The 26,732-nt window shown below is 69.7% G+C and carries 25 protein-coding genes and 1 pseudogene; 13 read left to right on the forward strand and 13 right to left on the reverse strand.

The genetic code is table 11. The features are described 5' to 3' along the window. Nucleotides 1-21: 21 nt before the first annotated feature. The 3 genes from OG194_RS21600 to OG194_RS21610 all read left to right on the forward strand — a co-directional run bounded on the left by OG194_RS21600 (nucleotide 22) and on the right by OG194_RS21610 (nucleotide 1,734). Nucleotides 22-867 carry a helix-turn-helix domain-containing protein gene (locus OG194_RS21600; protein ID WP_442811604.1) on the forward strand — a complete coding sequence of 282 codons (846 nt, stop codon included), beginning with the start codon at nucleotides 22-24 and terminating at the stop codon, nucleotides 865-867. Continuing rightward, nucleotides 864-1,064: a DUF397 domain-containing protein gene (locus OG194_RS21605; RefSeq protein WP_327402458.1), complete on the forward strand. Its 201-nt coding sequence runs from the start codon at nucleotides 864-866 to the stop codon at nucleotides 1,062-1,064. The genes OG194_RS21600 and OG194_RS21605 overlap by 4 nt, the downstream gene beginning before the upstream one ends. A gap of 64 nt (nucleotides 1,065-1,128) precedes the next feature. Beyond that, the gene (locus tag OG194_RS21610) at nucleotides 1,129-1,734 is read left to right on the forward strand and encodes a TetR/AcrR family transcriptional regulator (RefSeq protein WP_327402459.1); all 606 of its coding nucleotides are present in this window, start codon (nucleotides 1,129-1,131) and stop codon (nucleotides 1,732-1,734) included. 16 nt (nucleotides 1,735-1,750) lie between these two features. On the opposite strand, the gene OG194_RS21615 is transcribed toward OG194_RS21610, so the two are convergent. The 4 genes from OG194_RS21615 to OG194_RS21630 all read right to left on the reverse strand — a co-directional run bounded on the left by OG194_RS21615 (nucleotide 1,751) and on the right by OG194_RS21630 (nucleotide 5,763). Continuing rightward, nucleotides 1,751-2,032 carry a hypothetical protein gene (locus tag OG194_RS21615; protein WP_327402460.1) on the reverse strand — a complete coding sequence of 94 codons (282 nt, stop codon included), beginning with the start codon at nucleotides 2,030-2,032 and terminating at the stop codon, nucleotides 1,751-1,753. Then, nucleotides 2,026-2,367, reverse strand: coding sequence for a hypothetical protein (locus tag OG194_RS21620; RefSeq protein WP_327402461.1), 342 nt, complete (start codon nucleotides 2,365-2,367; stop codon nucleotides 2,026-2,028). The genes OG194_RS21615 and OG194_RS21620 overlap by 7 nt, the downstream gene beginning before the upstream one ends. A gap of 107 nt (nucleotides 2,368-2,474) precedes the next feature. Beyond that, nucleotides 2,475-4,292: a bifunctional metallophosphatase/5'-nucleotidase gene (locus OG194_RS21625; protein WP_327402462.1), complete on the reverse strand. Its 1,818-nt coding sequence runs from the start codon at nucleotides 4,290-4,292 to the stop codon at nucleotides 2,475-2,477. A 187-nt stretch (nucleotides 4,293-4,479) separates the two neighbouring features. Then, nucleotides 4,480-5,763, reverse strand: a complete 1,284-nt coding sequence (locus OG194_RS21630) for an adenylosuccinate synthase (protein ID WP_327402463.1) — start codon at nucleotides 5,761-5,763, stop codon at nucleotides 4,480-4,482. Between the two features lie 186 nt (nucleotides 5,764-5,949). Between OG194_RS21630 and OG194_RS21635 the strand changes: the two genes are divergently transcribed. Next, nucleotides 5,950-6,912 carry a diacylglycerol kinase gene (locus OG194_RS21635; RefSeq protein ID WP_327402464.1) on the forward strand — a complete coding sequence of 321 codons (963 nt, stop codon included), beginning with the start codon at nucleotides 5,950-5,952 and terminating at the stop codon, nucleotides 6,910-6,912. Here the strand turns inward: OG194_RS21635 and OG194_RS21640 are convergent. The 3 genes from OG194_RS21640 to OG194_RS21650 are packed head-to-tail and all read right to left on the reverse strand — an operon-like array spanning nucleotide 6,893 to nucleotide 9,689. Further along, on the reverse strand, nucleotides 6,893-7,501 hold the full coding sequence (locus OG194_RS21640) for a Uma2 family endonuclease (RefSeq protein ID WP_327402465.1): 609 nt from the start codon (nucleotides 7,499-7,501) through the stop codon (nucleotides 6,893-6,895). The two genes, OG194_RS21635 and OG194_RS21640, sit on opposite strands and share 20 nt — an antisense overlap. Beyond that, nucleotides 7,498-8,304: an ethanolamine ammonia-lyase subunit EutC gene (gene eutC / locus OG194_RS21645; protein ID WP_327402466.1), complete on the reverse strand. Its 807-nt coding sequence runs from the start codon at nucleotides 8,302-8,304 to the stop codon at nucleotides 7,498-7,500. Before eutC ends, OG194_RS21640 begins: the two co-directional genes overlap by 4 nt. Continuing rightward, the gene (locus OG194_RS21650) at nucleotides 8,301-9,689 is read right to left on the reverse strand and encodes an ethanolamine ammonia-lyase subunit EutB (protein WP_327402467.1); all 1,389 of its coding nucleotides are present in this window, start codon (nucleotides 9,687-9,689) and stop codon (nucleotides 8,301-8,303) included. Before OG194_RS21650 ends, eutC begins: the two co-directional genes overlap by 4 nt. A gap of 160 nt (nucleotides 9,690-9,849) precedes the next feature. Between OG194_RS21650 and OG194_RS21655 the strand changes: the two genes are divergently transcribed. Next, the gene (locus OG194_RS21655; RefSeq protein WP_327402468.1) at nucleotides 9,850-11,361 is read left to right on the forward strand and encodes an APC family permease; all 1,512 of its coding nucleotides are present in this window, start codon (nucleotides 9,850-9,852) and stop codon (nucleotides 11,359-11,361) included. A gap of 136 nt (nucleotides 11,362-11,497) precedes the next feature. Here the strand turns inward: OG194_RS21655 and OG194_RS21660 are convergent, their stop codons facing one another. Further along, nucleotides 11,498-11,992: a GbsR/MarR family transcriptional regulator gene (locus OG194_RS21660; RefSeq protein WP_327402469.1), complete on the reverse strand. Its 495-nt coding sequence runs from the start codon at nucleotides 11,990-11,992 to the stop codon at nucleotides 11,498-11,500. Nucleotides 11,993-12,066: 74 nt separating this feature from the next. Between OG194_RS21660 and OG194_RS21665 the strand changes: the two genes are divergently transcribed. The 4 genes from OG194_RS21665 to OG194_RS21680 all read left to right on the forward strand — a co-directional run bounded on the left by OG194_RS21665 (nucleotide 12,067) and on the right by OG194_RS21680 (nucleotide 15,984). Next, the gene (locus OG194_RS21665; RefSeq protein ID WP_327402470.1) at nucleotides 12,067-12,954 is read left to right on the forward strand and encodes an ABC transporter ATP-binding protein; all 888 of its coding nucleotides are present in this window, start codon (nucleotides 12,067-12,069) and stop codon (nucleotides 12,952-12,954) included. After that, on the forward strand, nucleotides 12,951-14,561 hold the full coding sequence (locus OG194_RS21670; protein ID WP_327402471.1) for an ABC transporter permease: 1,611 nt from the start codon (nucleotides 12,951-12,953) through the stop codon (nucleotides 14,559-14,561). Before OG194_RS21665 ends, OG194_RS21670 begins: the two co-directional genes overlap by 4 nt. A 140-nt stretch (nucleotides 14,562-14,701) precedes the next feature. Continuing rightward, nucleotides 14,702-15,490 carry a hypothetical protein gene (locus tag OG194_RS21675; protein WP_327402472.1) on the forward strand — a complete coding sequence of 263 codons (789 nt, stop codon included), beginning with the start codon at nucleotides 14,702-14,704 and terminating at the stop codon, nucleotides 15,488-15,490. Then, complete coding sequence (locus OG194_RS21680; protein WP_327402473.1) at nucleotides 15,487-15,984, forward strand: hypothetical protein; 498 nt, start codon at nucleotides 15,487-15,489, stop codon at nucleotides 15,982-15,984. Before OG194_RS21675 ends, OG194_RS21680 begins: the two co-directional genes overlap by 4 nt. A gap of 36 nt (nucleotides 15,985-16,020) precedes the next feature. Here the strand turns inward: OG194_RS21680 and OG194_RS21685 are convergent, their stop codons facing one another. After that, nucleotides 16,021-16,449, reverse strand: a complete 429-nt coding sequence (locus tag OG194_RS21685) for a hypothetical protein (RefSeq protein ID WP_327402474.1) — start codon at nucleotides 16,447-16,449, stop codon at nucleotides 16,021-16,023. A gap of 73 nt (nucleotides 16,450-16,522) precedes the next feature. Continuing rightward, nucleotides 16,523-17,986, reverse strand: coding sequence for an MFS transporter (locus OG194_RS21690; RefSeq protein ID WP_327402475.1), 1,464 nt, complete (start codon nucleotides 17,984-17,986; stop codon nucleotides 16,523-16,525). 208 nt (nucleotides 17,987-18,194) lie between these two features. On the opposite strand from OG194_RS21690, the gene OG194_RS21695 reads away from it, so the two are divergent. Next, nucleotides 18,195-18,680 (forward strand): MarR family winged helix-turn-helix transcriptional regulator, encoded by a 486-nt coding sequence (locus OG194_RS21695; protein WP_327402476.1) that lies wholly within the window; start codon nucleotides 18,195-18,197, stop codon nucleotides 18,678-18,680. Nucleotides 18,681-18,707: 27 nt separating this feature from the next. On the opposite strand, the gene OG194_RS21700 is transcribed toward OG194_RS21695, so the two are convergent. The 3 genes from OG194_RS21700 to OG194_RS21710 all read right to left on the reverse strand — a co-directional run bounded on the left by OG194_RS21700 (nucleotide 18,708) and on the right by OG194_RS21710 (nucleotide 21,305). Next, nucleotides 18,708-19,916 carry a cytochrome P450 gene (locus tag OG194_RS21700; protein WP_327402477.1) on the reverse strand — a complete coding sequence of 403 codons (1,209 nt, stop codon included), beginning with the start codon at nucleotides 19,914-19,916 and terminating at the stop codon, nucleotides 18,708-18,710. A gap of 352 nt (nucleotides 19,917-20,268) precedes the next feature. Then, nucleotides 20,269-20,454, reverse strand: a complete 186-nt coding sequence (locus OG194_RS21705) for a DUF397 domain-containing protein (RefSeq protein ID WP_327402478.1) — start codon at nucleotides 20,452-20,454, stop codon at nucleotides 20,269-20,271. Next, a complete protein-coding gene (locus OG194_RS21710; RefSeq protein ID WP_327402479.1) occupies nucleotides 20,454-21,305 on the reverse strand; it encodes a helix-turn-helix domain-containing protein in 852 nt (283 codons plus the stop codon). The genes OG194_RS21705 and OG194_RS21710 overlap by 1 nt, the downstream gene beginning before the upstream one ends. A 224-nt stretch (nucleotides 21,306-21,529) precedes the next feature. Between OG194_RS21710 and OG194_RS21715 the strand changes: the two are divergent. The 3 genes and pseudogenes from OG194_RS21715 to OG194_RS21725 all read left to right on the forward strand — a co-directional run bounded on the left by OG194_RS21715 (nucleotide 21,530) and on the right by OG194_RS21725 (nucleotide 26,710). After that, nucleotides 21,530-21,946 (forward strand): annotated as a pseudogene (locus OG194_RS21715) (ATP-binding protein). Continuing rightward, nucleotides 21,943-22,224, forward strand: a complete 282-nt coding sequence (locus OG194_RS21720; RefSeq protein WP_327402480.1) for a hypothetical protein — start codon at nucleotides 21,943-21,945, stop codon at nucleotides 22,222-22,224. The pseudogene OG194_RS21715 and the gene OG194_RS21720 overlap by 4 nt, the downstream one beginning before the upstream one ends. A 514-nt stretch (nucleotides 22,225-22,738) precedes the next feature. Further along, a complete protein-coding gene (locus OG194_RS21725) occupies nucleotides 22,739-26,710 on the forward strand; it encodes an nSTAND1 domain-containing NTPase (RefSeq protein WP_327402481.1) in 3,972 nt (1,323 codons plus the stop codon). Nucleotides 26,711-26,732: the final 22 nt, after the last annotated feature.

A 26,732-nucleotide genomic window follows, 5' to 3' on the forward strand; every position in this document is an offset into this window, starting at 1 on the left:
TGAGTTCGGTTGAGTCCGGGGGTGACCGCGATGGCGCGGGCGGAGAACAAGTCGGAGGCGGGTGGTGCGGCGCATGTCGTCGCCGCCCTGGCGAAAGCGCTGCGTGAGCAACAGGGGCTCACACAGACCGAGTTGGGCAAGAAGATCGGTTACACCGGTTCGGCGATCAGCGCGATGGAGACGTGCGCGCAGCCCGCGAGCGACGACATGCTCGTCAAGCTGGAGGAGACGGTCGGGGCCGGGCTCGGGGTCTTCGACAAGGCACGCAAGTGGATGCTGCTGGAGAAGTACCCGGTCCGGTTCCGTGGGTTCGCGGAGATCGAGGCGGGGGCCGTCACCCTCTCCTCGTACGAGACGCTGGTCGTCGACGGCCTGTTCCAGACCGAGGCCTACGCGCGGGCGTTGATCGGGGGCGGCTATCCGCCGGTGTCCGAGCAGAAGCGGGAGGAACTCGTCGAAGCGCGGCTGGCCCGCAGGAAACTCTTCGACCGCGACCCGGCCCCGATGATCGAGCTGATCCTGGAAGAGAGCGTGCTGCGGCGGCCGTTCGGCAGTTGGGACGTGCAGCGGGAGCAGTTGCGCTCGCTCGCTGAGGACGCGCAACGGGACAATGTGTGTGTTCAGGTGCTGCCGCTGGATCGCGGGCTGCGCGGAACGTACGCGGGGGCCCGCGGCTCCATGAAGCTCGTGGTGACCAAGGAGCACGAGCACGTCGTCTACTTGGAGATCGAGGACCAAGGGATCCTGGTCAGCGATCCGCCGGAAGTGTCCCAACTGGCGCACCGCTATGCGAAGATCCGCGCACAGGCTCTGAGCCCCGACGACTCCCTGAGCCTCATCGAGCGGTTGGCAGGAGAAGAGAGATGAGCGACACCCGCGCCCTGCGGTGGTTCAAGTCCAGCTACAGCGACGACGGCGGTGGGAACTGCGTCGAGATAGCCACCTGCCCCCACACCATCCACATCCGCGACTCCAAGAATCCGGGCGGCGGGATCGTCACCGTCTCCGACGCGGCCTGGTGCACCTTCCTCGCCTCCCCCCACCCCTACCCCGAAAAAGTGTGACACTTTCGGGGAAACTGACACACTTTTCCAAGACACCTACCTCCCCCCGCGCCAAGCTGCTCACATGAGCAGCTCACAGCGGGTGCAGGAACCGCCCGGAATGGCCACCGTGTACCGCGCGACTCTGGACGCGCTGGCCGCGCGGGGACCCCGGCGCGTGGGCATCACCCACATCGCACAGCTGGCAGGCACCAACCGCCCGTTCTTCTACCGGAATTGGGCCTCTCCCGACGCGCTCCTCCGCGATGCCACGATGCAGGAACTGAAACGTCTGCTGTACCTGGCCCGGGAAGTACCCGGCCCGTTGCCGCCACCGCGCTGCCTTGGGGTGCGCATGGTGGTGCGGGCGGCCCGGCTGCTGCGGGAGCATCCGGTCGTCGCGGCCATGGCGCGGACCGAACCGGCGTTGACGTACGCCGCCGTTCTCCGTCCGGACACCCCGTGGCACCGGACGGCCCAGCACTGGCTGACCGAGCATGTGACCGCACATCTGCCCAGCGGCACCGAGCAGGACACGGCCACGCTCGCCGTGCTCACCACGGCACTGCCGTACGCACTCATCCCGCCGGAGGAGTCACCCGGCACCGCCGCTGAACGTGCGGCTGTCGACGGGCGGTTGAGCCAAGCACTGCACGCCTGCCTCGGCCTGCCGCTCGCCTGCCCAGACTGACCTGCGGGTCACAGATCTACAGGTCCTGGAAGAGCCAGAGGGACAACGTCAGCACCGCGATGCCGCGTACCGCGACCAGTACCAGGTTCGCACCGCGCAGTCGGACCGCTCGAAGCCACAGGGTCCATGTCACCGGCAGCGACAGCACGACCGTGAGGATCGGTGCCACGGGGGCTGGGTCGGCGTACAAAGCGTTGCGGTGGGCCCACACCAGGTAGGTCCACCACGCGGCGGACGTCGCGGTGAGGAGTGACTCGGCCCAGAGCCCGACCAGTTCCTCGCGCAGCGGCTTCAGCACAGGCTCGTCCCCCCGGCGATCAGCATCAGCGTCCCGGCCGCGGTGCCGAAGAACAGCCGTAGGACCACGGCCGTCCAACTGACGCACCGCAGCCAGATGTTGCCCTGGTACAGCAGCGCCCAGGTCACGGGCAGCGAGGCCCCCAGCGCGTAGGCGACGTGCCGGTGAAGGTCCTGGGTGGAGAAGTCGCACATGCCGTTCGACCCGTCGCCGTAGAGGCCTACGGCGACGAACACGGCGAGCGCCCCCTCCAGGAACAGGACCGGTACCCGCCAGGTCAGCCCGGCGGCCGTGCCTCGTACGGCCGCCGGGGAAAACCGTCTTCGGTATGACATGGACGGAACTTAGTGAATGTCCGGTGTGAGGAGGCCGTTAAGTTGATCATTCACAGCAACTCACAGGAATCAGCAGGCGGTTGTCAGGAAGCGAACTGCCGGAACTCCTAGAAGACCGGCGTCCCCGCCTGCGTCAGCTTCCAGTTGACCGCCGCGAAGTCCGCCGGGTCCAGGGCGCCCTTCGCCGTGACGTAGGCGATCATCAGGTCGCGGACCTGGTCGGTGGCGCTGTAGACGGTCTCCGCGGCGGCGATGTGCGGGTAGCCGGAGCCGCCGTTCGCGCGGTAGTTGTTGACGGCGACGACGAAGACCTGGTCGTCCGTGACCGAAGTGCCGTTGTACGTGAGGTTCTTGATCCGCGAACCCTCGGCCTGGGCGATGTCGATGTCGTACGAGACACCCGCGGCCACGTCGTACATGTAGTCCCAGAAGCTGTTGGCGTTCGTCAGGGTCGCGGTGTCGACCTTCGTGCCCGCCGGGACCTGGTGGTAGTACTTCGCCGCGTACTCCAGGTAGTCCTTGAGCTGGGCGCCCGTGAGCTTCTTGCCGTAGAGGGTGTTGTCGTAGATGTAGAGGCCGGCGATGTCCTTGATGGTGACGGAGCCCTTGGGGATGTCGGCCGTGCGGCTGAAGGGGGCCGCGACCGAGATCAGCGGGAGGGCCGCGTCGGCCGTCGAGAGGCCCGCCTTGACCGAGTCCATCTGCACCTGCTGGATGAAGTCCATGATCGGCACGTCCTTCCAGCAGGACTCCGCCGCCGAGAGGTCCTCGGTGCAGGTGCCGACGGACGTGTTGACGTACTTCACGACCAACTCGTGGTCGGCTTCCAGGAGTTTCTTGATCTCCGGGTCCTCGTCCACCGTGTTGGGGTTGAGGGTCTGCGCCGTCTTGCTGGTGATCTTCCACTGGCCGCGGACGAGTTCGAGTTCGAAGTCGAAGACGCTCAGGCGGTAGCCCCAGCAGTACGGCTCGGAGAGGAGGACGTCGTCGCCGGTCTCCTCGTTCTTCACGGTGTACGACGGGACCTCGACGTGGGTGTGGCCCACGAGGATCGCGTCGATGCCGGGGACCTGCTCGGCGACGAGGTTGGAGGCGTTCTCGACGTACGGCAGCTCGTCGCCGTAGGACGAACTGCCGTCCAGGCCCGAGTGGTCGGTGAGGAAGACGACGTCGCAGCCCAGCGCGCGCAGCCGCGGGACGTACTTCTTGGCCTGCTCGACGAGGCCAGGGAAGACCATCTTGCCGCTGACGTTGTCCTTGTCCCACAGGGCGATGCCCGGGTTGGTGAGGCCGAGGATGCCGACCTTGATGTCGGGGGCGCCGGGGACGCGGATCTTCTTCACGGTGTACGGGGCGAAGGCGGGGCGCAGGGTCTTCGCGTCCAGCGCGTTGGCGCCGAGCAGCGGGAAGTGACACTGCTGCTCAAACTTGCGCAGGGTGTCGATGCCGTAGTTGAACTCGTGGTTGCCGAGGGCGGCGGCGTCGTAGCGCATGTGGTTCATGGCCGTGGCCATCGGGTGCTTGGAGCCGCTCGTGATGGGGTCCACGCGCGCGAAGTAGTAGCCCAGCGAGGTGCCTTGGATGATGTCACCGGCGTCGACGAGGAGGACGTGCCCCTCGCCCTTCGCCTTGCGCTGCTGCTTGATGAGGGTCGCGACGCGGGCGACGCCGACGGAGTTGCCCTTGGAGTCGGAGTAGGCCTTGTCGAGGTAGTAGTCCCAGTCGAAGACGTGGCTGTGCAGGTCGGTCGTGCCGAGGACGGAGAACGACCAGGTCTTGTTCGGCTTCGGGTGCGGGTGGGGCTTGGGGTGGCGGTCGGCGGCCTCGGCCGGGGTCGCCGCTGCCGTGCCCGCTACGGCGACGGCAGCACCGGTGACGGCTGACTTCTGCACGAACTCACGGCGGTTCATGGGATTGACGGGCATTCAGGACTCCTGGAAGGGCAAAGAGAGCGGGTGTGGCGTGCGGGGCGCGGCGGGCTACCCGCGTAGATGCTGGCCTTCACCTGTTACCGGCGTAACCACGGACAGCCCAAGGGCCGGTCAAGGATTCCCAAGACCGGCCCAAGTGCAGCCATCAACTGCGGCTACGGCAGCCGCTTCAACCGCCGCTCTAGATGAACGAGTTGATCTCGATCGTCTCCGTACGGCCGGGGCCGACACCGATCGCGGAGATCGGGGCGCCCGACATCTCCTCCAGCGCCTTCACGTACGCCTGCGCGTTCTTCGGGAGGTCCGCGAAGGTCTTGGCCTTCGTGATGTCTTCGCTCCAGCCGGGCAGGGTCTCGTAGATCGGCTTCGCGTGGTGGAAGTCGGTCTGCGAGTACGGGAGTTCCTCGACGCGCTTGCCGTCGATCTCGTAGGCCACGCAGACCGGGATCTCCTCCCAGCCGGTCAGGACGTCCAGCTTGGTGAGGAAGAAGTCGGTCAGGCCGTTCACGCGGGTCGCGTAGCGGGCGATGACCGCGTCGAACCAGCCGCAGCGCCGGTCACGGCCGGTGGTGACGCCCCGCTCGCCGCCGATGCGGCGCAGCGCGTCGCCGTCCGCGTCGAACAGCTCGGTCGGGAACGGGCCCGAGCCGACCCGGGTCGTGTACGCCTTCAGGATGCCGATGACCCGGCTGATCTTCGTCGGGCCGACACCGGCACCCGTGCAGGCGCCGCCCGCGGTCGGGTTCGACGACGTCACGAAGGGATACGTGCCGTGGTCGATGTCCAGGAGGGTGCCCTGGCCGCCCTCGAAGAGGACCACCTTGTCGTCGTCCAGCGCCTTGTTGAGGAGCAGGACCGTGTCGGCGACGTAGGGCTTGAGGCGGTCCGCGTAGGACAGCAGCTCCTCGACGACCTGCTCGATGGCGATCGCGCGCCGGTTGTAGAGCTTGGTGAGCATCTGGTTCTTGATGTCGAGGGACGCCTCGACCTTCTGGGTCAGGATCGACTCGTCGTACAGGTCCTGGACCCGGATGCCGACGCGGTTGATCTTGTCCGCGTAGGTGGGCCCGATACCGCGGCCCGTCGTTCCGATCTTCCGCTTCCCGAGGAAGCGCTCGGTCACCTTGTCCACCGTCACGTTGTAGGGCGTGATGATGTGAGCGTTGCCGCTGATCAGGAGCTTGGACGTGTCGACGCCGCGCTCGTTCAGCCCGTTCAGCTCGGAGAACAGGACCGACGGGTCGACGACGACACCGTTGCCGATGACCGGAGTGCACTCCGGTGTGAGGATCCCGGAAGGGAGCAGGTGAAGGGCGTACTTCTGATCGCCCACGACTACCGTGTGGCCGGCGTTGTTGCCGCCCTGGTAGCGCACCACATAGTCGACGGACCCACCTAGCAGGTCCGTCGCCTTTCCCTTGCCTTCGTCACCCCACTGAGCACCGAGCAGCACAAGTGCGGGCACGCGCGTACACCCCTTCCGGGCGGGGCATGTCCAAGGTCAGGGGCGTACGCGGCACGTGTGTGCCTCGCACGCCGGCGACCCTCGTCGGTCGCGACCCGTCGGACCGGATGCCCCGGAATAGACGAAGCCCCTGGCGCAATAGCGCAAGGGGCTCTTGCACAAAGATGCTACCCGAGGAAGCGAGGCATGGCCGAGGTGGCGACTTTCGCGACTTCCGATCAGCTGCTGATCGTCATCGATCCGGCCGCCCGGCGCACCGACGCGGAGTCCGTCCGCATCGCGAAAGACGTGCTCAGCGCGGGTGCGGCGACGAAGGTGTGCCTGCCGGAGGGGCCCGAGGAATTCGCCCGGGTCCTGGCCCGGCGGGGTTCGCGCCGGCCGGTGCTGGTGGGCGACGACCGGGCCCTGATGCGGGCCGTGTCCCTGTTGCACCGGCAGCGGGAGCTGGCTGGATGTGTGCTGTCGATGGTGCCGGTGGGGGGTGGGCTGTCCCTGGCGGGGGCGCTGGGGGTGCCTACGGGGGCGGTCGCGGCGGCGCGCGCCGTGCTCGACGGGGTCGTACGGCGGATGGATCTACTGGTGGACGACAGCGACGGGGTGGTGCTCGGTGCCTTGCGGATCCCGTCGCTGCCCACGATGCGGGAGGCTCCGCCGGTGGATCAGGAGGATGCGGTGACGGGGGCTTCCTCGTTCGGCTACGGTTCCGGTTCCGGTTCCGGTTCCGGTTCCGGTTCCGGTTCCGGTCCTGGCTCCGGTTCCGGTTCCGCGCATGCGTCGTGGTTGCGGACCTGTCAGTCGCTGGTACGGACGCTGGTGCCGGTGCGGCCTTCGCGGGAGCCGCTTACCGGTGTGACCCGGCTCGCTCCGGCGCGGCTGCGGGTCGAGGTGGACGGGGTGACGCTGGTGGATCTGGACCAGCCCGTGGAGGGGATCTCCGTGACGCCCGGGGCGTCGGGGTTCGCCGAGGTGGAGGTGCGGCCGGTGTCGGTGGGTGCGGAGGCTTCGCCCTTGTACGCGCGGGGGCGGACGGTCACCGTGTCCGGGGCGGATTTTCGGTACCGGGCGGATGCGGTGGTGAGCGGGCCGGTGCGGACCCGGACGTGGGTTGTTCGGGAGGGGGCTTGGGGGCTTACTTTGCCGGCGGGGTAGGAGGCTCGAAGCCGGTGGTGTCGAGGGTGCAGTCGAAGGGGGCGGGGATGGCGAGTCCCTCGCCGAACGGCACCGTGCAGTGCGAGTCGTATCCCTTGTCGGAGGGCGTCCAGAAGACGGTCGCCTGCTCCTCCTGCATGTCGAGCACCAGGTAGACGGGGACGCCCGCCTTGCCGTAGACGCGAACCTTGTCGGTCAGGTCGTCGCCACGCGTGGACGAAGAGGTCAGCTCGGCGACGAAGGCGAGGGCCTCGCCGTCCAGGTGATTGCTCAGCGACTCGAACGTCCGCTGGTGTGCGACATAGATGTCGGGCCCGTAAGCCCGCTCGTCACCCGGGAAGACGTAGAGAAACGGGCTGGAACCGATGCGGTGCTCTTGCGGTGCATGCGGCCTCAGCCGATCACACACCAGTTCCATGACACGGAAGCAATACGCCCTCGACCACGGCGACGCGACGATGCTCCCCCTGATGATCTCGGCCTTGTAGCCGTCCGGCACATGCAGCTCGTCGAGGACGTCCAAAAGCTCCTCGAAGTCGCTGTGGGGCTCAGTGCCGTCAATCACCGGTCGCTCTGCCATGAGTGTCATGATGCGCCCTCCCCTTGATGCGGACCAGCCGCAACTTGGAGTAGTCGCCCACTTACTTCCATGTGATCGGATTCATCCTTCAACCCCACCCCCGTGATCTCCAACTCCCGCGCCCGCCCCATCAGCCCCGCCAACTTCCCCGCCGCCACCTCATACGACAGCCCCAACGGCGGCCGGATGTTGGACAGGCAGTTCCGGTCCGCGTCCGTCGTGACCCCCGGCTTCGGGCGGTACGTCAGATACGCGCCCAGCGAATCCGCCGCCGACATCCCGGGCCGCTCCCCGACGAAGACCACGACCATGGCCGCGCCCATCGCCGAGGCCACGTCGTCGCCGAGGGCAACCCGCGCCTGCTCCGCCAACACCACCGGAGCCACCTGCCACGCCGTGGGCAACAGGGCCGTCGTCGCCCGGACCATCGCCGCGCCGTGTTCGTGGACCGCCCGGCTGGAGAGGCCGTCGGCGACCACGAAGACCACGTCCCACTCCCCCACCGGCAGGTGCGCGCGGTCCGCCGGGTCCAACCGGCGCCCCAGGTCCGGGCGTTGGAGGTAGGTGAGGCGGTCGGGGGCCGCGCTGCGGACGCGGACCGTCGGTTCGCCCCGCAGCGCCGCCGCCACCACGTCCGGCTCGAACGGGGAGTGGACCGCGTCCTTCGCCGCCGCGTGCGCCGCCTGCAACTCCAGCCGGTGGTGGGTGGGAAGGCCTGTACCCGCTCGGCCCAGGCCGATCCTCGCCTGCGTGTGGCGACGCAGGGAAGGCCACAACTCCAGTTCCACAGGCACTACTTGACTGAGTGTCATGCCGCCAGTTCCCTTCCGATCGCCGTCAACGGGTGGGCCGTACCGGACACGTCCCTGATCTCGCCGCCCTCGCCCAGCAGGCCGATGGACGCGAGCCAGGTCTCAAACTCCGGTGCCGGGCGCAGCCCGAGGACCTCGCGGAGGTACAACGCGTCGTGGTACGAGGCGGATTGGTAGTTGAGCATGATGTCGTCGCCGCCCGGGGTGCAGATCACGAAGGACGCGCCGGCCACGCCGAGCATGGTGAGCATCGTGGCGATGTCGTCGTCGTCCGCGTCGGCGTGGTTGGTGTAGCAGATGTCCAGGCCCATCGGCAGGCCCAGCACCTTTCCGCAGAAGTGGTCCTCCAGGGCCGCGCGGAGGATCTGGCGGCCGTCGTACAGGTACTCCGGGCCGATGAAGCCCACCACCGTGTTCACGAGGAGGGGGTCGTAGCGGCGGGCCACCGCGTACGCCCGTGCCTCCACCGTCTGCTGGTCGACGCCGTGGTGCGCGTCCGCCGACAGCGCGCTGCCCTGGCCCGTCTCGAAGTACATGACGTTCGAGCCGACCGTGCCCCGGCCGAGCCCCCGCGCCGCCTCGTACGCCTCGTCGAGCAGCCCCAGCGTCACGCCGAAGGACGCGTTCGCCGCCTGAGTGCCCGCGATGGACTGGAAGACCAGGTCCACCGGCGCCCCGCGTGCCATCAGGTCCATGCTCGTCGTGACGTGGGACAACACGCAGGACTGGGTGGGGATGGCGTACCGCTGGATCACGCCGTCCAGCAGTTCCAGCAGGTCCCGTACCGCCTTCGGGCTGTCCGTCGCCGGGTTGATGCCGATCACCGCGTCGCCCGAGCCGAGGAGCAGCCCGTCCAGAAGGGCCGCGGCTACGCCCGCCGGGTCGTCGGTCGGGTGGTTCGGTTGGAGGCGGGTGGCCAGGCGGCCCGGCAGACCGATCGTCGAGCGGAAGGCGGTCACCACCCGTACCTTCCGCGCGACCGCGACCAGGTCCGCGTTCCCCATGAGCTTCGACACCGCCGCGACCATCTCCGGCGTCAACCCGGGGGCCACAGCGGCCAGTTCACCGGTATCCGCCGCCAGCAGCCACTCCCGGAACGCGCCCACCGTCATACCGGCCACCGCCGCGAACGCCCCCACGTCGTGCGTATCGAGGATCAACCGGGTCACGTCATCCGTCTCGTACGGGATCACCGGCTCGGCGAGGAACGCGGTCAGCGGTACGTCCGCCAGCGCCCAGCGCGCCGCGACCCGCTCCTGCGCGGACGACGCGGCCAGCCCTGCCAGCCGGTCGCCGGAACGCTCCGGGCTCGCGGCGGCGAGCAGGCGCGCGAGGGAGCCGAAGCGGTAGCTGTGGCCGCCGAGCGTGGAGGTGTACGTACTCATGCCGGTGACCGTACGAGGCGCGTGTTGCCCGCAGATTTCCTCAGATTTCTAAAGGTCTGGTTGACAAACATTTAACGTCCCACGACCCTTTCCCGACTCATTGGACATACAGAGTTCCGGTCCAGTGCACCACCCGAGCAGCACGAGAGGAACCATCCCGATGGCAGTGGACGAGTCAGTCGCCCCGGCGGCGAAAGCAAGCGAGGACGGCGCCGTTCACCGGCTCAAGCCCAACGCCATCGGCCTGCTGGGCGTGGTCTTCATGGCCGTCGCGACCGCCGCCCCGATCACCGCGATGACCGGCAACGTGCCCTTCATGGTCTCGTCCGGCAACGGCATAGGCGCCCCGGCGAGCTACCTCGTCGCAATGGTCGTCCTGGCAATCTTTTCCGTTGGCTTCACCTCGATGGCGAAGCACATAACGTCCACGGGCGCCTTCTACGGCTTCATCTCCTACGGCCTCGGCCGCACCGTCGGACTGGCCTCCGGGCTCCTCGCCACGTTCGCGTACGCCGTGTTCGAGCCGGCCCTCATCGGCATCTTCTCCACCTTCGCCACCGGAACCTTCAAGGACCAGACGGGACTTGACATCCCGTGGTGGGCCTTCGCGCTGGTGATGCTCGCCGTCAACTCGATGGGCACCTGGTTCGGCGTCTCGGTCGCCGAGAAGCTCCTCGTGGTCCTGCTCGGCACCGAGGTGACCGTCCTCGCGGCGATGGCGATCTCGGTCGCCCTGCACGGCGGCGGCCCGCACGGCTTCACCTTCGGCCCGGTGAACCCGGTCAACGCGTTCAAGGGGACGTCCGCCGGTCTCGGTCTCTTCTTCGCCTTCTGGTCGTGGGTCGGCTTCGAGTCGACGGCGATGTACGGCGAGGAGTCCCGCGACCCGAAGAAGATCATCCCCAAGGCGACGATGATCTCCGTCCTGGGCGTCGGCGTCTTCTACGTCTTCGTCTCCTGGATGGCCATCATCGGCAACGGCGAGACGGAGGCCGTGAAGGCCGCGTCCTCCGCGAACCCGCTCGCCCTCTTCTTCAACCCCACCGAGCACTACGTCGGCCATTGGGCGGTCGACCTCATGCAGTGGCTGATGATCAGCGGCTCGCTCGCCTGCGGCATGGCCTTCCACAACTGCGCGTCCCGCTACATGTACGCCCTGGGCCGCGAAGGCGTCCTCCCGTCGCTGAAGAACACCATCGGCCGCACCCACGCCCGGCACGGTTCCCCGCACATCGCGGGGCTCGTCCAGACGGCGGTGAGCGCGGTGCTGATCCTCGGCTTCTGGGCCACGAGCAAGGACCCGGCCAACGCGCTGTACGTCCTGCTGGCCATCCTCGGCACGATGGCGATCCTCGTCGTCCAGGCCGTCTGCTCCTTCGCTGTCCTCGCCTACTTCCGCAAGAACCACCCCGAGAGCCGGCACTGGTTCCGCACGTTCACCGCTCCGCTGGTCGGGGGTGTGGCGATGCTGGCGGTCGTCGTACTGCTGGTGTCCAACATGAGCGTCGCGGCGGGGTCGGAGTCCGGCTCCCTGGTCCTCAAGGCGACCCCGTGGCTGGTCCTGCTGGTCGCGGCGACGGGCATCGGCTACGCCCAGTACCTGAAGCGCAGGGCGCCCGAGCGGTACGCGCTGCTGGGTAGGACGGTCCTCGAAGAAACAAAGGAGCGCTGAGGTTCCCTGCTTTCAGGGGCGCGGGGAACTGCGCGACCAGCCCACCACGGTCTGCGGACGAGTACGAATCTGCGGGAGCGTTGCGGCTGGTCGCGCCCACGCGGCGGAGCCGCACATCGCTACAGCCCCGCGCCCCTTACGTGGCTCCGCCGAAGCGTGTTTCCCGGTGAACCCTCCACCGCTCCATCATCGCCACGATCTCCCCGTCCACGAACTCGAAGAACGCGAGCGTCTCGGCCATACGACGCCCCGCAGGCGTATCCGAGCCCAGACTGCTGACACCCTCACGCAGAGCCCCCTCCCAGCGCTTGATCAGCGCCTCGCGATTGGTCAGCGCCTCGTACCACTGATCGCCGTGCACCACATACCGTTCCCGACGAGAACCCGGCTCCCGCTCACGCGAGACCATGTGCGTCTGGGCCAGATAGCGCACCGCCCCGGAGACCCCAGCCGGACTGATCCGCAGTTGTTCGCCCAGCTCCGCCGAGGTCATCGCACCGTCGTCGGAAGACAGAAGCGCGGCGAAGACCCGCGCCGGCATCCGCTGCATCCCGGCCTCGACAAGCTGCGCCGCGAAACTCTCCACGAACTTCGAGACCGCCTCTTGGTCCCGCTCCGCCCCATCCGTCATAGGCCCAACCTTACCCGCGCTTCACACACTTCCTTAACTTCACAAATTTCTGAAAGAAGCGTACGTTCGGCTCCATGACGAAGGCAATCACCGTCTCCGGACTGCACAAGGCGTTCGGCAGGACGCAAGCCCTCGCGGGTCTCGACCTGGACGTCGAGGCCGGCGAGGTGCACGGCTTCCTCGGCCCCAACGGCTCCGGCAAGTCCACGACGATCCGCGTCCTGCTCGGCCTCCTCCACGCGGACTCCGGCGCGGCCCAGCTCCTGGGTCGCGACCCCTGGACCGACGCCGTCGAACTGCACCGCCGGGTCGCCTACGTCCCCGGCGACGTGACGCTGTGGCGCAACCTCTCCGGGGGCGAAGTCATCGATCTCTACGGCAAGTTGCGCGGCGGCCTCGATAAGACGCGCCGCGCCGACCTGATCGACCGCTACGAGCTGGACCCCACCAAAAAGGGCCGCACGTACTCCAAGGGCAACCGCCAGAAGGTCGCCCTCGTCGCCGCGTTCGCCTCCGACGTCGACCTGCTGATCCTCGACGAACCGACCTCCGGCCTCGACCCCCTGATGGAGGAGGTCTTCCAGCGCTGCGTGGAGGAGGAACGCGACCGGGGTCGTACGATCCTGCTCTCCTCCCACATCCTCAGCGAGGTCGAGGAGTTGTGCGACCGGGTGAGCATCATCCGCAAGGGCCGCACGGTGGAGAGCGGTTCGCTGTCCGACCTGCGCCACCTCACCCGCACCAGCGTGACGGCCGAACTCACCGGCGCGCCCAACGGGTTGGCGTCCATCCCCGGCGTGCACGACCTCGACGTACAAGGTCACCGCGTCCGCCTCCAGGTAGAGGCCGACCAACTCAACGCCGTACTGCGATCGTTGAGCGAGTCCGGCGTGCGCTCGCTGACCTCGAAGCCGCCGACGCTGGAGGAGCTGTTCCTCCGCCACTACCAGGAGACGGCATGACGGCCGCCACATTCCCCGCACGCCCCGCCGCCAGCGGCTCGCGCCAACTGGCAGGCACCGGCGCCCTGTTGCGCTTCAACCTGCGCCGCGACCGCGTGGTGATCCCGGCCTGGGTGGCGGTGACCGGCCTCCTTGTCCTCTCCCTCCCCGGCTCCCTGAAGACCGTGTACTCCACCCCCGCCGAACGCACGGACATCGCCCGCCAGATGCTCACCAACAGTTCGCTGCGCGCGACTTACGGCCCGGTGTTCAGCGACTCCCTCGGCGGTCTCACCGCGTGGCGCATCGGCGGCTACGCCGCGATCCTCGCCGGGGTCATGAGCCTGATCGTCGTCGTACGGCACACGCGGGACGAGGAGGAGAGCGGCCGCCAGGAACTCGTCTCCTCGGCGATGGTGGGTCGCCGAGCCCCGCTGACGGCGGCCCTGTTGACGGCGCTGGTCGCCAACTCCGCGCTGGCGCTGCTGATCACGGGAGGTATGGCCGGCCAGGGATCGGCGGGCGCGCTGGCCCTCGGGCTGGGCATCGGCGGAGTGGGCATGGTGTTCGCGACGCTAGCGGCGATCGTCGCGCAGTTCACGGACAGCGGCCGTTTGGCGAAGGGCCTGACCGGCGGACTACTGGGAGCAGCTTTCGTCCTCCGCGCCGTAGGAGACTCGACCACCAACAACGGCTCGTCCCCGGCGACTTGGATCTCCCCGATCGGCTGGCTGGAGAACCTGCGCCCGTTCGCGTCCGAACGGTGGTGGGTCCTGGCCCTGTTCGTGGCCGCGCCTCTCCTCCAGGGCTTGCTGGCCTACGAGTTGGCGGGCCGCCGAGACGTGGGGATGAGCTTCTTCCCGGCCCGCCCGGGCCCGGCCCACGGCCGCCTCGGCACGGCGGGCGCACTGGCCTGGCGTCTCCAGCGGGGCAGTGTCCTGGGCTGGAGCCTCGGCTTCCTCGCGGCCGGGGTCGCCTTCGGCGGCATCACGAAGGGCGCGGCGGACCTGGTCGGGGACAACGCCAAGACCCGCGAGATCATCGAGCGGATGGGCGGCCGGTCCGGCATCGAGAACGCGTTCCTGGCCACGATGGTCGGCATGTTCGGCATGCTCGCCGCGCTGTACGCGGTCTCCTCGGTCCTCCGCCTGCACAGCGAGGAGACCGGCCAGCGCGCCGAACCGATCCTGGCGAACGCGGTGGGCCGCCTGCGCTGGGCAGCGGGCCACCTGGTCATCGCCTTCGGAGGCGCGGTCCTGATCATGCTCCTGAGCGGCCTCGGCCTGACCCTCGGCTACGGCGCCGACCCGGGCCCGATCCTGGCCGCCACCCTGGTCCAACTCCCGGCGATCTGGACCCTGGGCGCGCTCGCGGTCCTGCTCCACGGCCTCTCCCCCCGCCTGTCCCCCCTGTCCTGGGCAGCGGCCGGCCTCGCCCTCCTCCTCGGCTGGATCGGCCCCGCGCTCAACCTCCCCCAGGCAGTCCTGGACCTCTCCCCCTTCGGCCACCTCCCGAAGCTCCCGGGCGGAGACATGGCGTGGGGGCCGGTGATCGCCCTCACGGCGATCGCCGCGGCCCTGGTCGCCGTAGGGCTGACGGCTCTACGGCGCCGCGACCTCACGACCTGACCAGGGCGCTCCCTGACGACTGGAGTGTCCTCTACGCGGAGTTGCCGTCGGCGGTGTTGGGTGGAGTCGTGCTGTCACTCGGCGTCCGGACTCCGGTGCGGCGCGCCAGGCGCACTCAACTGAACTGAGAGGAAACGGCGTTGGGCACAAGCCCGCTGGAGGAAGCGGACGACGACGAAGACGGCGTCGACCTCCCGATGACCGCCGAGATCTACGGCGTGCTGCGCGAGCACCCCTGGATCGGGCAGGTCAGCGCGGACCACGACCTGGACGAAGACCTCTTCAGCCTGGCGGTCAAACGGGCCGCCGCCTACGGCTGGAGTTCCACCCGTCTCAGCGCCGGTGCCGAACTCGGCGGGCAGCGCTGGGGGCATGCGGACGCGGGCGGGGACTGGTCGCAGGACGGCCGGGTGCGGCAACTCGCGTGGATCACCGTGTATCCCGCGACCGACCTGCGCGAACAGCACCTGCCTGTGCTGCCGTTGACCCGGGTGATGGTCGAATCCCTGGGCCGGATGGGCGAGTTGGACTTCACGGGGCTGACGGTGCGGGTGCCGGTGCGGCTCGCGCCGGACACCCGGTTCGACCTGGTGGGGGACGCCGCCTGGTTCGCCCTGGCGGCACCGGACGCGCGGGCGGAGGCGGTCGTCTCCGTCCTGGGGCCGGTCGACACCGTGGCGGAGCGGGTGCGCGAACTGGTCGTACAGCGCGGGCACGGACTGCTCCACGCCGAGGTCAGAGCCAGCGCCCACGACCGTACGGCCGCCTTCGCCTGCGGCCTGCCCGAGTGGACCCCGGACGCCGCGGCCTGGCTCGCGGAGGTCTTCGTCGACGCGTTGCGCGAGGTCGGCGTACGCGACACGGTGGAGATCGCGATCGACCGGACCACCCGAACTCCCCCTCGCCCAGCAGGAGTCGGCCGCCCATGAGAATCGGGATCACCGGACACCGCGGCCTGTCCGGCGAGGTGGAGCGGACGGTGCGCGCGCTCATTGAGGAGACGGTCGCGTCGTACACGGGCAGCGGCAGCGGCAGCGGCAACGCGAGCCTGGTGGGCGTCAGTTGTATCGCCGACGGACCCGACGCCTGGTTCGCCGAGGCCGTCCTCGGCCACGGCGGGCGGCTCGAAGTCGCCCTGCCCGCCGAGCAGTACCGCGCCGACCTGCCCGCCTGGTACCACCCCGCCTACGACGACCTCCTCCGCCGAGCCACGGAGGTCCACCGCACGGGACTCGACGCCTCCGGCCCCGATGCCTACATGGCGGGCAGCGAACTCCTCGTGGACCAGGTCGACGTACTCCTCGCCGTCTGGGACGGCCGACCTGCCCGGGGCTACGGCGGCACCGCCGACGTCGTCTCCTACGCGCGGGAGCACGACGTACCCGTGAAGGTGCTCTGGCCCGAGGGCGCCACCCGCGGCTGACCTGCGGGGCGGGGCGGGGCAAGGCAGGGCGGGTGATCAGGCGGCGTCGAGAGCCGCCGTGATCTTCCGGATCATGGCCGTCTCGGCGGGCCCGGCGCCGCCCTTGTGTGCGCGGGAGGCGGCTTCCATGATCGTGGTGATGGTGGCGTGGAAGTTCTCGGCCTCGGCGGGTGCCTTGGTCTTGAGGAGGGTCATCGAGGCGGTCAGCGCGGTGAAGGTGTGGTCGGCCAGGTCGGCGGTGGAACTGCCGTCCAGATCAAGGCCCTTGAGCTTCTCGGCGAGGACGTGACCGACCAGGCCGGTCGCGGACGACAGCGCCTTGCCGCCCGCCATGCCGGAGCGGGTGGAGGAGATCAGGCCGGGGTCGGCCGCCGCCATCAGGGAGACGACGCCGTGGGCCGCGGTCTGGAGGGTGAGCTTCTCGGTGGAGGTGAGGATCTCGGTGGAGGTGGTTTTCTCGGACATGGGGGTCTCTTTCGTGAGGGTGGGTGGGGCGTGGCGCAACTGCCGTAGGGCAGTGGTCTGTTGGGGTCGAAGGTCAGGCGGTGGCTTCGGCCTGGTTGCCAACTGCCTTGCGGGGCAGGGCCAGGCACAGGACCGCGCACAGGACGTAGGCGCCGATCGCCCAGGGCCCCGCGTGGGCGATGGCGTCGGTGAGGCCCTTGCCGGCGTGGGAGAAGAAGGCGTTGCCGATGACCGCGACGCCGAGCGCTCCGCCGAACTGCTGGGCGGTGGAGAGGATTCCGGAGGCGCCGCCCGCGAGGCCGCTCGGCACGGTGCTCAGGATCGTGTTGACCAGCGGGATGATCAGGAGGATCAGCCCGACGCCCGCCAGGAACAGGCCCGGTACCAACGGCCAGGCACCGGTGTGCAGTTGGGCGGAGTGCTGGGCCGCGTGGCGGACCCAGAACAGGCCGCCCGCCATGACCAGCGCGCCGAGGATCAGTACCGTACGGCCGAACTTGGCGACCAGCGGGTCGACGCCGGGCGCGGCCAGGATCGAGCCCGCGCTGAAGGCGACCATCAACAGGCCTGCCTGGGTGGGGGTGTAGCCCTGGCCGGACTGGAGCCAGATGGTGAAGACCAGGAAGAAGCCGGACATGCCGCCGTAGAAGAGGAGTTGGACGAGCAGGCCTGCGCTGAAGGCGGGCTTCTTGAACAAGTCGGTGGGGAGGAGCGGGTGTTCGATGCCTCGGCGCTTCTCCGAGAGCGTCAGCGCGGCGATCGCGGCCACGCCCGCGGTCAGGCAGAGCCAGCCCCACAGCGGCCAGCCGTTGGAGCGGCCCTGGACCAGCGGGAGCACGATCGCGACGAGGCCCGCGGCGAGGACCAGGTTGCCTGGCAGGTCTGTCCGGCCCGTGAAGGCGTGGTCCTTGGAGGCGGGGATCCACTTGGCGCCGAGGACGACGACCACGGCCGCCAGCGGGAGGTTGATGACGAAGATCGTGCGCCAGCCCCAGCCGAACAGGTCCCAGTCGGTCAGCACGCCGCCGAGCAGCACGCCCACGGCGGTGGAGATGCCGGCGATCGCGCCGTACAGGGCGAAGGCCTTGCCGCGTTCCTCGCCGTCGAACATCGTGCGGAACGACGCGAGGATCTGCGGCATGATCACCGCCGCGGCCACGCCCTGGAGACCGCGCGAGGCGACGAGCACCCCGGCCGAGGTCGCCAGCGCGCTGGCCAGACTCGTCAGCGCGAACGCGGTGACGCCGAGCAGGAACAGCTTCTTGCGGCCGTAGCGGTCGCCGAGGTGCCCGGCGATGATCAGCGTGGCGGCGAAGCCGAGCATGTACGCGGACACGGTCCACTGGAGATCGGCGGGGGTGGCCTTGAGGCCCTTGCCTATGGAGGGCAGCGCGGTGTTCACGATCGATCCGTCGATCATGTCCAGCAGCGCCGCGAGGATCATCACGAACGCCGCCGCCCACCGCTTGGGATAGGGCACCGGCCCGCCGCCGCCGTCAGCGGCTACGTTCATGGGGTTGGTCGTGCTGGACGACATGGCGTGGACTCCTCGGGTCGGTCAGTTCTGCTTGACTTTCATACATCTTGGCTTTCAAGCTAATAACCGATAGTTACGATGCAGGGAGATATCTCGAATGTCAAGCGGAACGGAGTCGGAGGCGGGCTCGGGGGCAGATTTGGGTGCTGCCTCGGGGTCGGACTCAGGGTCGGGCTCAGGGTCGGTCGAAGCGCGGCTGGGCGCGGCCGTGCAGGCCTACCAGAGCGCCGTCGACGACTTCGACCGCGAACTGGCCCGGCTCATGGGGGTCAACGAGACCGATCTGCGCTGCCTGGAGATCCTCTTCGCGGTCGAGGAGATCACCCCGCGTGAGCTGAGCCGGCAGCTGGGCCTGACCACCGGGAGCGTCACCACGATGCTCGACCGGCTGGAGAAGCTCGCCTATCTCACCCGCACGCCGCACCCCGACGACCGGCGCAAGACCCTGATCCGGGTCACCCCGGAGGCGGCCCGGCGCGCCTTCGGCCTGATCGGGCCGTTCCTCGACGACGCCGGGCGGAAGGTGTTCGGCCGTTACACCCCCGAGCAGCTGGAACTGGTCATCGACTATCTGACCTTTTCCCGCGACATCCAGCAGCAGCACGTCGAGCGGTTGCGGGAAACGCCCGCCACCGGCCCCACCCGGACAGGCGGCCGGCAGGTCCGGGGACCCCGGGGCGGGTCGGCGACGTAGATCCAACTCGGGGCCTATGGGGGTCTGTTACCCCACCTCGACGCTCAGCCCCTCCAGTCCCCGGATCACGAAGTTCGGCTTGCGTGCCGGCTCCGCCGCGAGCCTCAGCGTCGGGGCCTTCTCCAGCAACGCCCCCATGGAGGCGGCGAGTTCGATACGGGCCAGGGGTGCGCCGATGCAGTAGTGGATGCCCGCGCTGAAGCTGATGTGCGGGTTGTCCGCGCGGGTGAGGTCCAAGCGCTCGGGGTCGGTGAAGACCGCCGGGTCGTGGTTGGCCGCGCCGAACAGCATCGCGATCTCCGCGCCGCGCGGGATCGTCGTACCGTCGATCTCGATCTCGTCCAGCACCCACCGCTCGAAGAGCTGGAGCGGGGTGTCGTAGCGCATCAACTCCTCGACGGCGGACGGGATGAGGGAGTGGTCCGCGCGGAGGGCCGCCAGCTGGTCCGGGTTGCGGAACAGCGCCCACCAGCCGTTCACCGTGGAGTTCACCGTCGCCTCGTGGCCCGCGTTCAGCAGGAGGACGGCGGTGGAGATCAGCTCCTGTTCGGTGAGGCGGTCGTCGTCCTCGTCGTGGGCCGCGATCATGCCGGAGATGAGGTCGTCGCCCGGGTTCTTGCGACGGGCCGCGATCAACTCGCGTAGATACGACGAGAATTCGTTCGACGCGCGGACCGCCTTCGCCGCCGTGTCCTCGGACGGGCTCAGTTCGTACATCCCGCAGATGTCCGCCGACCAGGGGCGCAGCGGGGCACGGTCCGACTCCGGGATGCCGAGCATCTCGGCGATGACCGCGACGGGGAGCGGCTCGGCCACGTCCGTGAGGAGGTCGCCGCCGCCCTTCGCCACCAGGGCGTCCACCAGCTCGCCCGCCAACTGGCTGACGTAGGGCCTCAGTTGCTCGACGGTGCGCGGGGTGAACGCCTTCGAGACCAGGCGCCGGATGCGGGTGTGGTCCGGGGGTTCCAGGTCGAGCATGCCGTGGTCGTTGAGGGTGTGGAAGGGCTCGTGCTCGGGCGGGGGTGCCGTACGGCCGAAGTCCTCGTGGGTGAAGCGGTGTTGGTAGGTGCGGCCGAGGCGGCGGTCGCGGAGGAGTGCCGAGACGTCCGCGTGCCGGGGGACCAGCCACTGGTCCGTCGGCTCGTAGTAGGTGACCCGGCCCCGGTCGCGCAGTTCGGCGTAGGCGGGGTACGGGTCGTCGACGAACGCGGGGTCCCAGGGGTCAAAGGCTGCCATGCACGGACGCTAGCCCGACAGCACCCGGTCTGACCAGGGGCGACCTCGGTGATCCCGGTGACCCAGGAGGCGGCGGGACCGCCGGTCACCCCTGCGCGACCTGCTGTTGGCACCGCCACGGAGACGGGCGCCCCCGTGGATCGTTCGTCGTGGTGCGGGCTCCGGTCAGGACTGGTCGGGCACCCGCCACCACTGCCGGGTGTTCGAGCCGCAGTTGCGGACGTTGATCGGGGGGCGGGGGACCCTCCCCCCGAAAGTGTGACACTTAGCCCTGAAGTGTCACACTTTCGCGGAGAGGGTCCCCTCTGGCGGGCACCGGCAAAGAGCCGCACCGCTCAAGCCCGGGGTCGATTCACCGCGGAACCCGGTCACCCTTGATGTGCTCGACGAGGGCGGTGAAGGAGAGGGTGGGGAAGGAGAGGGTGGCACGGGTGGGCACCTTGGAGTCGCGGACGGCTGTGCGGGTGGGGAGTTCCGCTATCTCGACGCAGGTGTCGCCGTCGCCGCCGCTGGAGTACGTCGACTTTCGCCAGTTCATTACAGTTCCTTGGTCAGCCGGTGGATGAAGTCCCGCGACGCCACCGGGTCCAGTGACGCGCTCCTCACCCTATGGAACAGCGTGCGGAGCTTTTCCAACTGTGCTTCCGCATCGGAGAAGCCGACACCGGTCGGCGAGTCGCGCAACCCGGTGTCCAACCGGGGCACAGGGCCACCCAGATACATCATCGAGGCTCCGGCGCCCGCGAAACCCACGTAGTCGACGGGGATGACCCGCACAATGGCGTGCCCCTTCTCGATCTCCTCCAGGATGAAGCCGAGTTGGGCGAGTGACGCCCGGCGATCCGACACTTGGACACGCAGGGCGAACTCGTGGATGACCGTCTCGTACGGGGTGGGATCGTCGCCTTCGATGACGACGCGCCGGTTCAGCCGATGTTCGACACGTAGGGCCACCTCGTTCTCGGGAAGCTCGGGGCGCATGTACGAGTAGACGGCGCGGGCGTAGTCGGAGGTCTGGAGCAGCCCGGGAACGAGCATGACCACGACCTCGCGAAGGAAGGTTGCGTGATGCTCGGCCTCGGCGGTGTCGAGGAACGCCGGCGGTAGCACTCCCCGGTACTCCTCCCACCAGCCACGTGTCCGATCGGTCGCCATCGCCACGAGCGCGTCGATCAACTCCGTGTCCGTGCAGGCATAGTGGACAGCCAGTCGGCGAACGCGCTCTGCACTGACCGCCGCGATACCCAACTCCATGTGGCTCATCTGGCCGGAGGTCGAGTTCAGGAGGGCCGCCGCCTCCCGGGCCTTCAAACCGGCGGCCTCGCGCAGCCTGCGCAGTTCAGTCCCCAAACGCACCTGTCGCGCTGTGGGGTTACTCCTCGGCGGCATGCGCCCTCCTGTTCCCAACGCGCCGGTAGCGGCGCCACGTTCGGGTGTCAGATTACGCCAGCCGGTTGCACTGGCACCAATTCGTGCCATACCGTCAGTGACGCGCCGCACACCCTGCGAAACCCCGGGGCACCGGAAGCGCACCGCTCCGTCCTGCCACGACGGCTGCGGCACTGCCACCGGCCCTGAACGCCAACTCCCCACACCACAAACGGAGTTCACCCATGCCCGAACCCGAACACCCCGCCCCCTGGGAGTACTCCCCCAACATCCCCAACGACCCCCGCGCCATCACGATCAGCCGCCGCACCCTCCGCCTCATCCTCACGATGCACGGACTGATCGACCTGGTCGACACCGCCGAACTCCTCGCAACGGAGCTGGTGGGCAACGCAGTTCGCCACACGGAGGGCCCCGCCGCCCTACGCGTCTCCTGGTCGCCCGGCACCCTCCGTATCGGCGCCTGGGACGCGAACCCCGAACCCCCGCAGCCCCCAAACGAGTTGACGTCCATCACCGATCTGTAGGAGGGGCGCGGGCTCGCCCTCGTCAGAGCCTGCGCGAACCAGTGGGGCTGGCAGCCCCTGTCCAGGAACGGTCACCGCGGCAAGTACGTCTGGTGCGAACTGGACGCAGCGTGAGAGGCACCCACCTCCCCTCCATGCGCACCGTGGGGGAGCTCCGTGCCGCCCTCACCATGGGCTACGGCTTCCCCGGCGACGCGGACGACTTCGAGGCCGAGCTGACCCGCGAGATCAACCATGCCGACCCGGCGGACCTCTCCGGCGTCGTCCGCCTCGTCGAGGAGTTCCGCGGCCGAGTCACCGCGCGCCAGGACCCCTCCTTCGGCTCAGCCGTCGCCGCGGCCGTCGCCGAAATCCGCTCGGCTCGGGAATCGGCTCGGGAAACCGATCAGTGAACGACGACCAGCAGCCGACCGTCGCCGAGATCACCCGTGAGGCCCGCGCTCGCTGTTGGAGAAGAACCCGGCACTCGGCCGGAGAGCACAAAGCGCCGTCGGTGGCATGAAGGTCTACACGACCCCCCTCGAAGGCAGGGGCCTCCGCCCCACACTCACCGTCACCTACGTCTACGACGCCCTTCCTCCCGAACCCGGCCACACGTCTCCCCCACGCGGCGCCGGCGCGGTGCGCGACCGCCGACGAGTTGTGATCGGTATTCGGTAGACCGGGCCATGACGTCGCAAGCCCCTGCTGCCACTGCCGCTGCCGCTGCCGCTGCCGCTGCCGGCCGCCATCGACGGACGCCGACCGCTGGACACGCTGCTGACCAGGGATGTCCCGGCTCGCGACCGTAGCGCCTGTGGACTTGTGGTGAACATCGCAGGAGGTTGTCCCCGCTCCCCGCCCCGACCCCGCTTCTTGATGTTTCAATCTTTGCGACCTGCCAGGAACGCGGCGATTGGTGGTGCGATGGGACGTCCCGAGCGGCCGGTGGACCCCGAGGCCGGAGCCGTGCAGCGGCTCGCGCACGAGCTGCGGGAGCTGCGCGCCGGGTGCGGCGGGCCGTCGTACCGGGTGATGGCCCGGCGCGCGCACTACTCGGCGGCCACCCTCGCGCAGGCGGCCGGGGGCGAACGGTTGCCGTCGCTGGCCGTGGTGCAGGCGTACGCGACGGCCTGCGACGCCGATCCCGGGGAGTGGGAGGCGCGGTGGAAGGCCGCGGCCGAGGAGGAGCGGGCCGCCGTACGGGAAGAGGGGGTGGACAAGCCGCCGTATCGCGGGCTGGTGCGGTTCGAGCCCGGGGACGAGGCGCTGTTCTTCGGGCGGGAGCGGCTGGTCGGGGAGTTGCTGGAGCTGGTGTACGAGCACCGGCTGGCGATGGTGTTCGGGGCGTCGGGGAGCGGGAAGTCGTCGTTGCTGCGGGCCGGGCTGATACCCCGGCTGCGGCGCCGCGTGCAGGAGGACGGCTGCGCGGCCGTGCTGCGCGTGCTCACCCCGGGGGCCACGCCCGCCGCGACCCACGGGCATCTGCTCGCCCCGAAGGACGGGGAGCCGGACAGCTGGGTGGTGGTCGACCAGTTCGAGGAGATCTTCACGCTGTGCCGGGACCGGGAGGAGCGGGCACGGTTCATCGAGCTGCTGCTCGCCGCCCGGGAGCCGAGGACTCGGCTGCGGGTCGTCGTCGCCGTACGGGCCGACTTCTACGCCCGCTGCGCCGAGCACCGCGGGCTCGTGGACGCGTTGCGCGAGGCGCATCTGCTGGTCGGGCCGATGGACGCGACGGAGTTGCGGGAGGCCGTCGTACGGCCGGCCGCCGCTGCCGGGCTGCTGGTCGAACGGGAGTTGACCGCCCGGATCATCGACGAGGTCGTGGAACGGCCCGGCGCGCTGCCGATGCTGTCCCACGCCCTGCTGGAGACCTGGCACCGGCGCCACGGCCGGACCCTGACCATGGCCGCCTACGACGCGGCGGGCGGAGTGTGCGGCGCGATCGCCGCCACCGCAGAACGCCTCTACGACAGCCTCTCCCCCGCGCAGGCCCGCACCGCCCGGCGCGTGCTGCTCAGGCTGGTCGAACCGGGGCAGGGGACCACGGACACCCGGCGCCCGGTCCTGCGTGCCGAACTGGACTCCGGTGACCCGGAGTTGTGCGAGGTCGTGGAGCGGCTGGCGCGTGCCCGGCTGCTGACCGTGGACGCCGACTGTGTCGAGTTGGCGCATGAAGCCCTCATCAACAGCTGGCCCAGGCTGCACAGTTGGGTCGAGGAAGATCGTGAACGGCTGCGCCATCACCGGAGTCTCACCCAGGCCGCGCAGACGTGGGAGGAGCTCGGCCGGGACACCGGCACGCTGTACCGGGGCAACCGGCTGGCCCACGCCGAGGAGTTGTTCGCGGCCGGGCACTCCCCCGAACTCAACACGCTGGAACGGGAGTTCATCACCGCCGCCCTCGACGCCCGTGCGCACGAACACCGCACCGCCACCCGTACCGCACGCCGGGCCCGGCGCCTGATCGTCTCGCTGTCCGTCGCCGTGGCCCTCTCGCTCGTCACCGGTCTGGTCGCCTGGCAACTGCACCGCAACGGCGTCCGCGAGCACCTCGAAACGGCCGCCCGCCGGGTCGCCTCGGTCGCCGGGTCGATGCGGACGACCGACCCGCGCACCGCCATGCTGCTCAGCGTCGCCGCCTGGCGTACGGCACCGCTCACCGAGAGCCGCTCCGCCCTGCTCGGCGCGCTCACCCAGCCGCAGGTGGACGCCTTCACCGCGCCCGGGGCGGACGGCGACACCCCGCGCTTCCTCGCCGACTCCGGCCGGACCGTGCTCAGTTCGGAGGGGCGGACCTGGCGAACGTGGGACGTCGCCGGGCATCGTCGTACCGCCTCGGGGTCGCTGCCCCGCCGGAGCACCGTCCGCGCCGTCGGGCCCGACGCGCGGGTCGTGGTGCTTCAAGTGCCGGGTGGGCAGCGGCTGTTGGACACGCGCACGGGGAAGTGGACCGGGCCGGCGCGGGTGCTTCCGTCGTCGTACCGGATCGGCTTCGGGCCGGGCGGTCGTAGCTATGTGGTGCGTGATCCGGGCGGTGGCGGGCGGAGCGGGGGAAGCAAGGGGAAGGGCGGCGGGCGGACGTGGGTGCGGGCCGTCTCGGACGACCGGGTGTTGTACGAGGCCTCGGGCTCGGGTGCGCCCGATGTGGCGCCGAGTCCGGACGACCGGCAGGTGGCCGTCTGTAGCAAGGGGCACGCGCCCGTCGTGCGGGACCTCGGGCGTCGGCGGGTGGTGCACGGGGCGTGGGAGCGCACGCACGGGATCTGCGACGACTCGTACGAACTGCTCCGGTTCGACGGGAAGCGGCGGCTCATCGCGCTGTCGAGCACCGGGATCCGCGCCTGGGACACCGTGTCCGGGCGGCGGCTGGCCGGCATCTTCTATCCGGATGTGCAGTACGCCGCGTTCAGCCCGGACGGGGAGTTCCTGGCGGCCTCGTGCCGGGACGAGATCCGGGTGTGGCGGGTGTCGGCGCCGGACGCGCCGGTTTTCCGGTACACCCTCAACGGGCAGTTGCCGTCCGGGAGTTTGGCCTGGGATCCGTCGCGGCCGGTGCTGCGGTATCTCGAAGGCGCGACCGTCCACACGCTGGACGTGGCCGCGGCTACCACCTCGCGGTGGCGGGACCGTCCACTCGACAACGCGCTGCTCGATCCGTCCGGACGGTTGCTCGCCACGGCCGAACTCAGCGGCGGGCGCTACCGGTTCCAGCTCCGGGCGGCCTCGGACGGGCGGTTGGTGCGGGAGTTGCGGGCACCTGCGTTGCCGGTCTCCCGCGATGGCCTGAGCGAGGCGGTCGTGCCGGGCGACACCAAGTCGCTGATGGCGTTCAGTCCGGACGGCCGCGCGTTCGTGTACGGGGTGACGGCACCGGGGCGGGACACGGTCGGGCAGCGGTTGATCGTGTGGGATGTCGCGCGTCGGCGGGAGCGTGGCACGGTGGATCTCGGCGCCGCCTCATCGGAATCGGCGTCGGGTTCGAGTTCGGCGTCGAGTTCGGGTTCGGCGTCGAGTTCGGGTTCGAGTTCGGCGTCCACTTCAGGGCCCGCCGTCTCGGTCGCCCTCGGCCCGGACGGACGCACCCTGCTCGCCGCGCGCACCTGGAACGCCCCGGCCGCCGCCACTCCACTCCCCGACCTCGACGACCTCCCCGAACTCAGCAAACTGACCGGCCTCACGGGCACCGCCCCGGACACGACCAGCACCACCAGCACCACCGGGGTCACCGACGAGGTCTGGGACATCGCTCGCCACCGTAGGACCGCCGTGCTCGACGACTTCGACAGCGGCACCCTGGCCTTCCGGCCGGACGGTCGACTCCTCGTCGGCAACAGCCACTCCGTCGAACTGCCCACCGATCCCACCAGGGTGCGGACCGGTCCCGTCACCGCGCAGGCCCTCGGGCAGAGCGGGCGGATCGGGGCCCTGGCGTTCAGCGGTGACGGTTCGCGGCTGGCGGCCGGTGATCTGACCGGGCGGGTCGCCCTGTGGGACGGGGCGCTGCGCGAGCGCACGGGCATCCTGCCGAACGCCTTCCCCGCCTCGGCCACCAACACCCCCGAAGCCGTCAGCGCGTTGGCCTTCAGCCCGGACGGCCGTACCCTCGCCGTCGCGGGCGACGCCGGCACCGTCCAGCTCTGGGACACCGCCACCCGGCAACCCCTCGGCGGCAACCTCCCCACCCCCGGCGAAGCCGTCCGCTCCCTCGCCTTCAGCCCCGACAACAGCACGCTCTACGTCGCCGGCGACCACGTCCCGCTCCGGCGCTACGCCATCTCCGCGTCCGCCGCCCTCACCCAGGTGTGCGCCCGCGCGGGCACCGCGCTGACCCGGGCCCAGTGGGCCGCCCACATCCCGGACGCGCCCTACCGGAGCACCTGCGAACGGCGATGAACTGCGGTGATTGTTTGTCTGG

It is taken from the genome of Streptomyces sp. NBC_01288 (assembly GCF_035982055.1).
In the GTDB taxonomy this organism is placed as follows: domain Bacteria; phylum Actinomycetota; class Actinomycetes; order Streptomycetales; family Streptomycetaceae; genus Streptomyces.

Coding starts and splice junctions, on each gene's coding strand:
- OG194_RS21605 (WP_327402458.1), top strand. CDS start 864: ATGAGCGACACCCGCGCCCTGCGGTGGTTCAAGTCCAGCTACAGCGAC.
- OG194_RS21610 (WP_327402459.1), top strand. CDS start 1,129: ATGAGCAGCTCACAGCGGGTGCAGGAACCGCCCGGAATGGCCACCGTG.
- OG194_RS21620 (WP_327402461.1), bottom strand. CDS start 2,367: ATGTCATACCGAAGACGGTTTTCCCCGGCGGCCGTACGAGGCACGGCC.
- OG194_RS21625 (WP_327402462.1), bottom strand. CDS start 4,292: ATGCCCGTCAATCCCATGAACCGCCGTGAGTTCGTGCAGAAGTCAGCC.
- OG194_RS21635 (WP_327402464.1), top strand. CDS start 5,950: ATGGCCGAGGTGGCGACTTTCGCGACTTCCGATCAGCTGCTGATCGTC.
- OG194_RS21640 (WP_327402465.1), bottom strand. CDS start 7,501: ATGACACTCATGGCAGAGCGACCGGTGATTGACGGCACTGAGCCCCAC.
- eutC (WP_327402466.1), bottom strand. CDS start 8,304: ATGACACTCAGTCAAGTAGTGCCTGTGGAACTGGAGTTGTGGCCTTCC.
- OG194_RS21650 (WP_327402467.1), bottom strand. CDS start 9,689: ATGAGTACGTACACCTCCACGCTCGGCGGCCACAGCTACCGCTTCGGC.
- OG194_RS21655 (WP_327402468.1), top strand. CDS start 9,850: ATGGCAGTGGACGAGTCAGTCGCCCCGGCGGCGAAAGCAAGCGAGGAC.
- OG194_RS21660 (WP_327402469.1), bottom strand. CDS start 11,992: ATGACGGATGGGGCGGAGCGGGACCAAGAGGCGGTCTCGAAGTTCGTG.
- OG194_RS21665 (WP_327402470.1), top strand. CDS start 12,067: ATGACGAAGGCAATCACCGTCTCCGGACTGCACAAGGCGTTCGGCAGG.
- OG194_RS21670 (WP_327402471.1), top strand. CDS start 12,951: ATGACGGCCGCCACATTCCCCGCACGCCCCGCCGCCAGCGGCTCGCGC.
- OG194_RS21680 (WP_327402473.1), top strand. CDS start 15,487: ATGAGAATCGGGATCACCGGACACCGCGGCCTGTCCGGCGAGGTGGAG.
- OG194_RS21685 (WP_327402474.1), bottom strand. CDS start 16,449: ATGTCCGAGAAAACCACCTCCACCGAGATCCTCACCTCCACCGAGAAG.
- OG194_RS21690 (WP_327402475.1), bottom strand. CDS start 17,986: ATGTCGTCCAGCACGACCAACCCCATGAACGTAGCCGCTGACGGCGGC.
- OG194_RS21700 (WP_327402477.1), bottom strand. CDS start 19,916: ATGGCAGCCTTTGACCCCTGGGACCCCGCGTTCGTCGACGACCCGTAC.
- OG194_RS21705 (WP_327402478.1), bottom strand. CDS start 20,454: ATGAACTGGCGAAAGTCGACGTACTCCAGCGGCGGCGACGGCGACACC.
- OG194_RS21710 (WP_327402479.1), bottom strand. CDS start 21,305: ATGCCGCCGAGGAGTAACCCCACAGCGCGACAGGTGCGTTTGGGGACT.
- OG194_RS21725 (WP_327402481.1), top strand. CDS start 22,739: ATGGGACGTCCCGAGCGGCCGGTGGACCCCGAGGCCGGAGCCGTGCAG.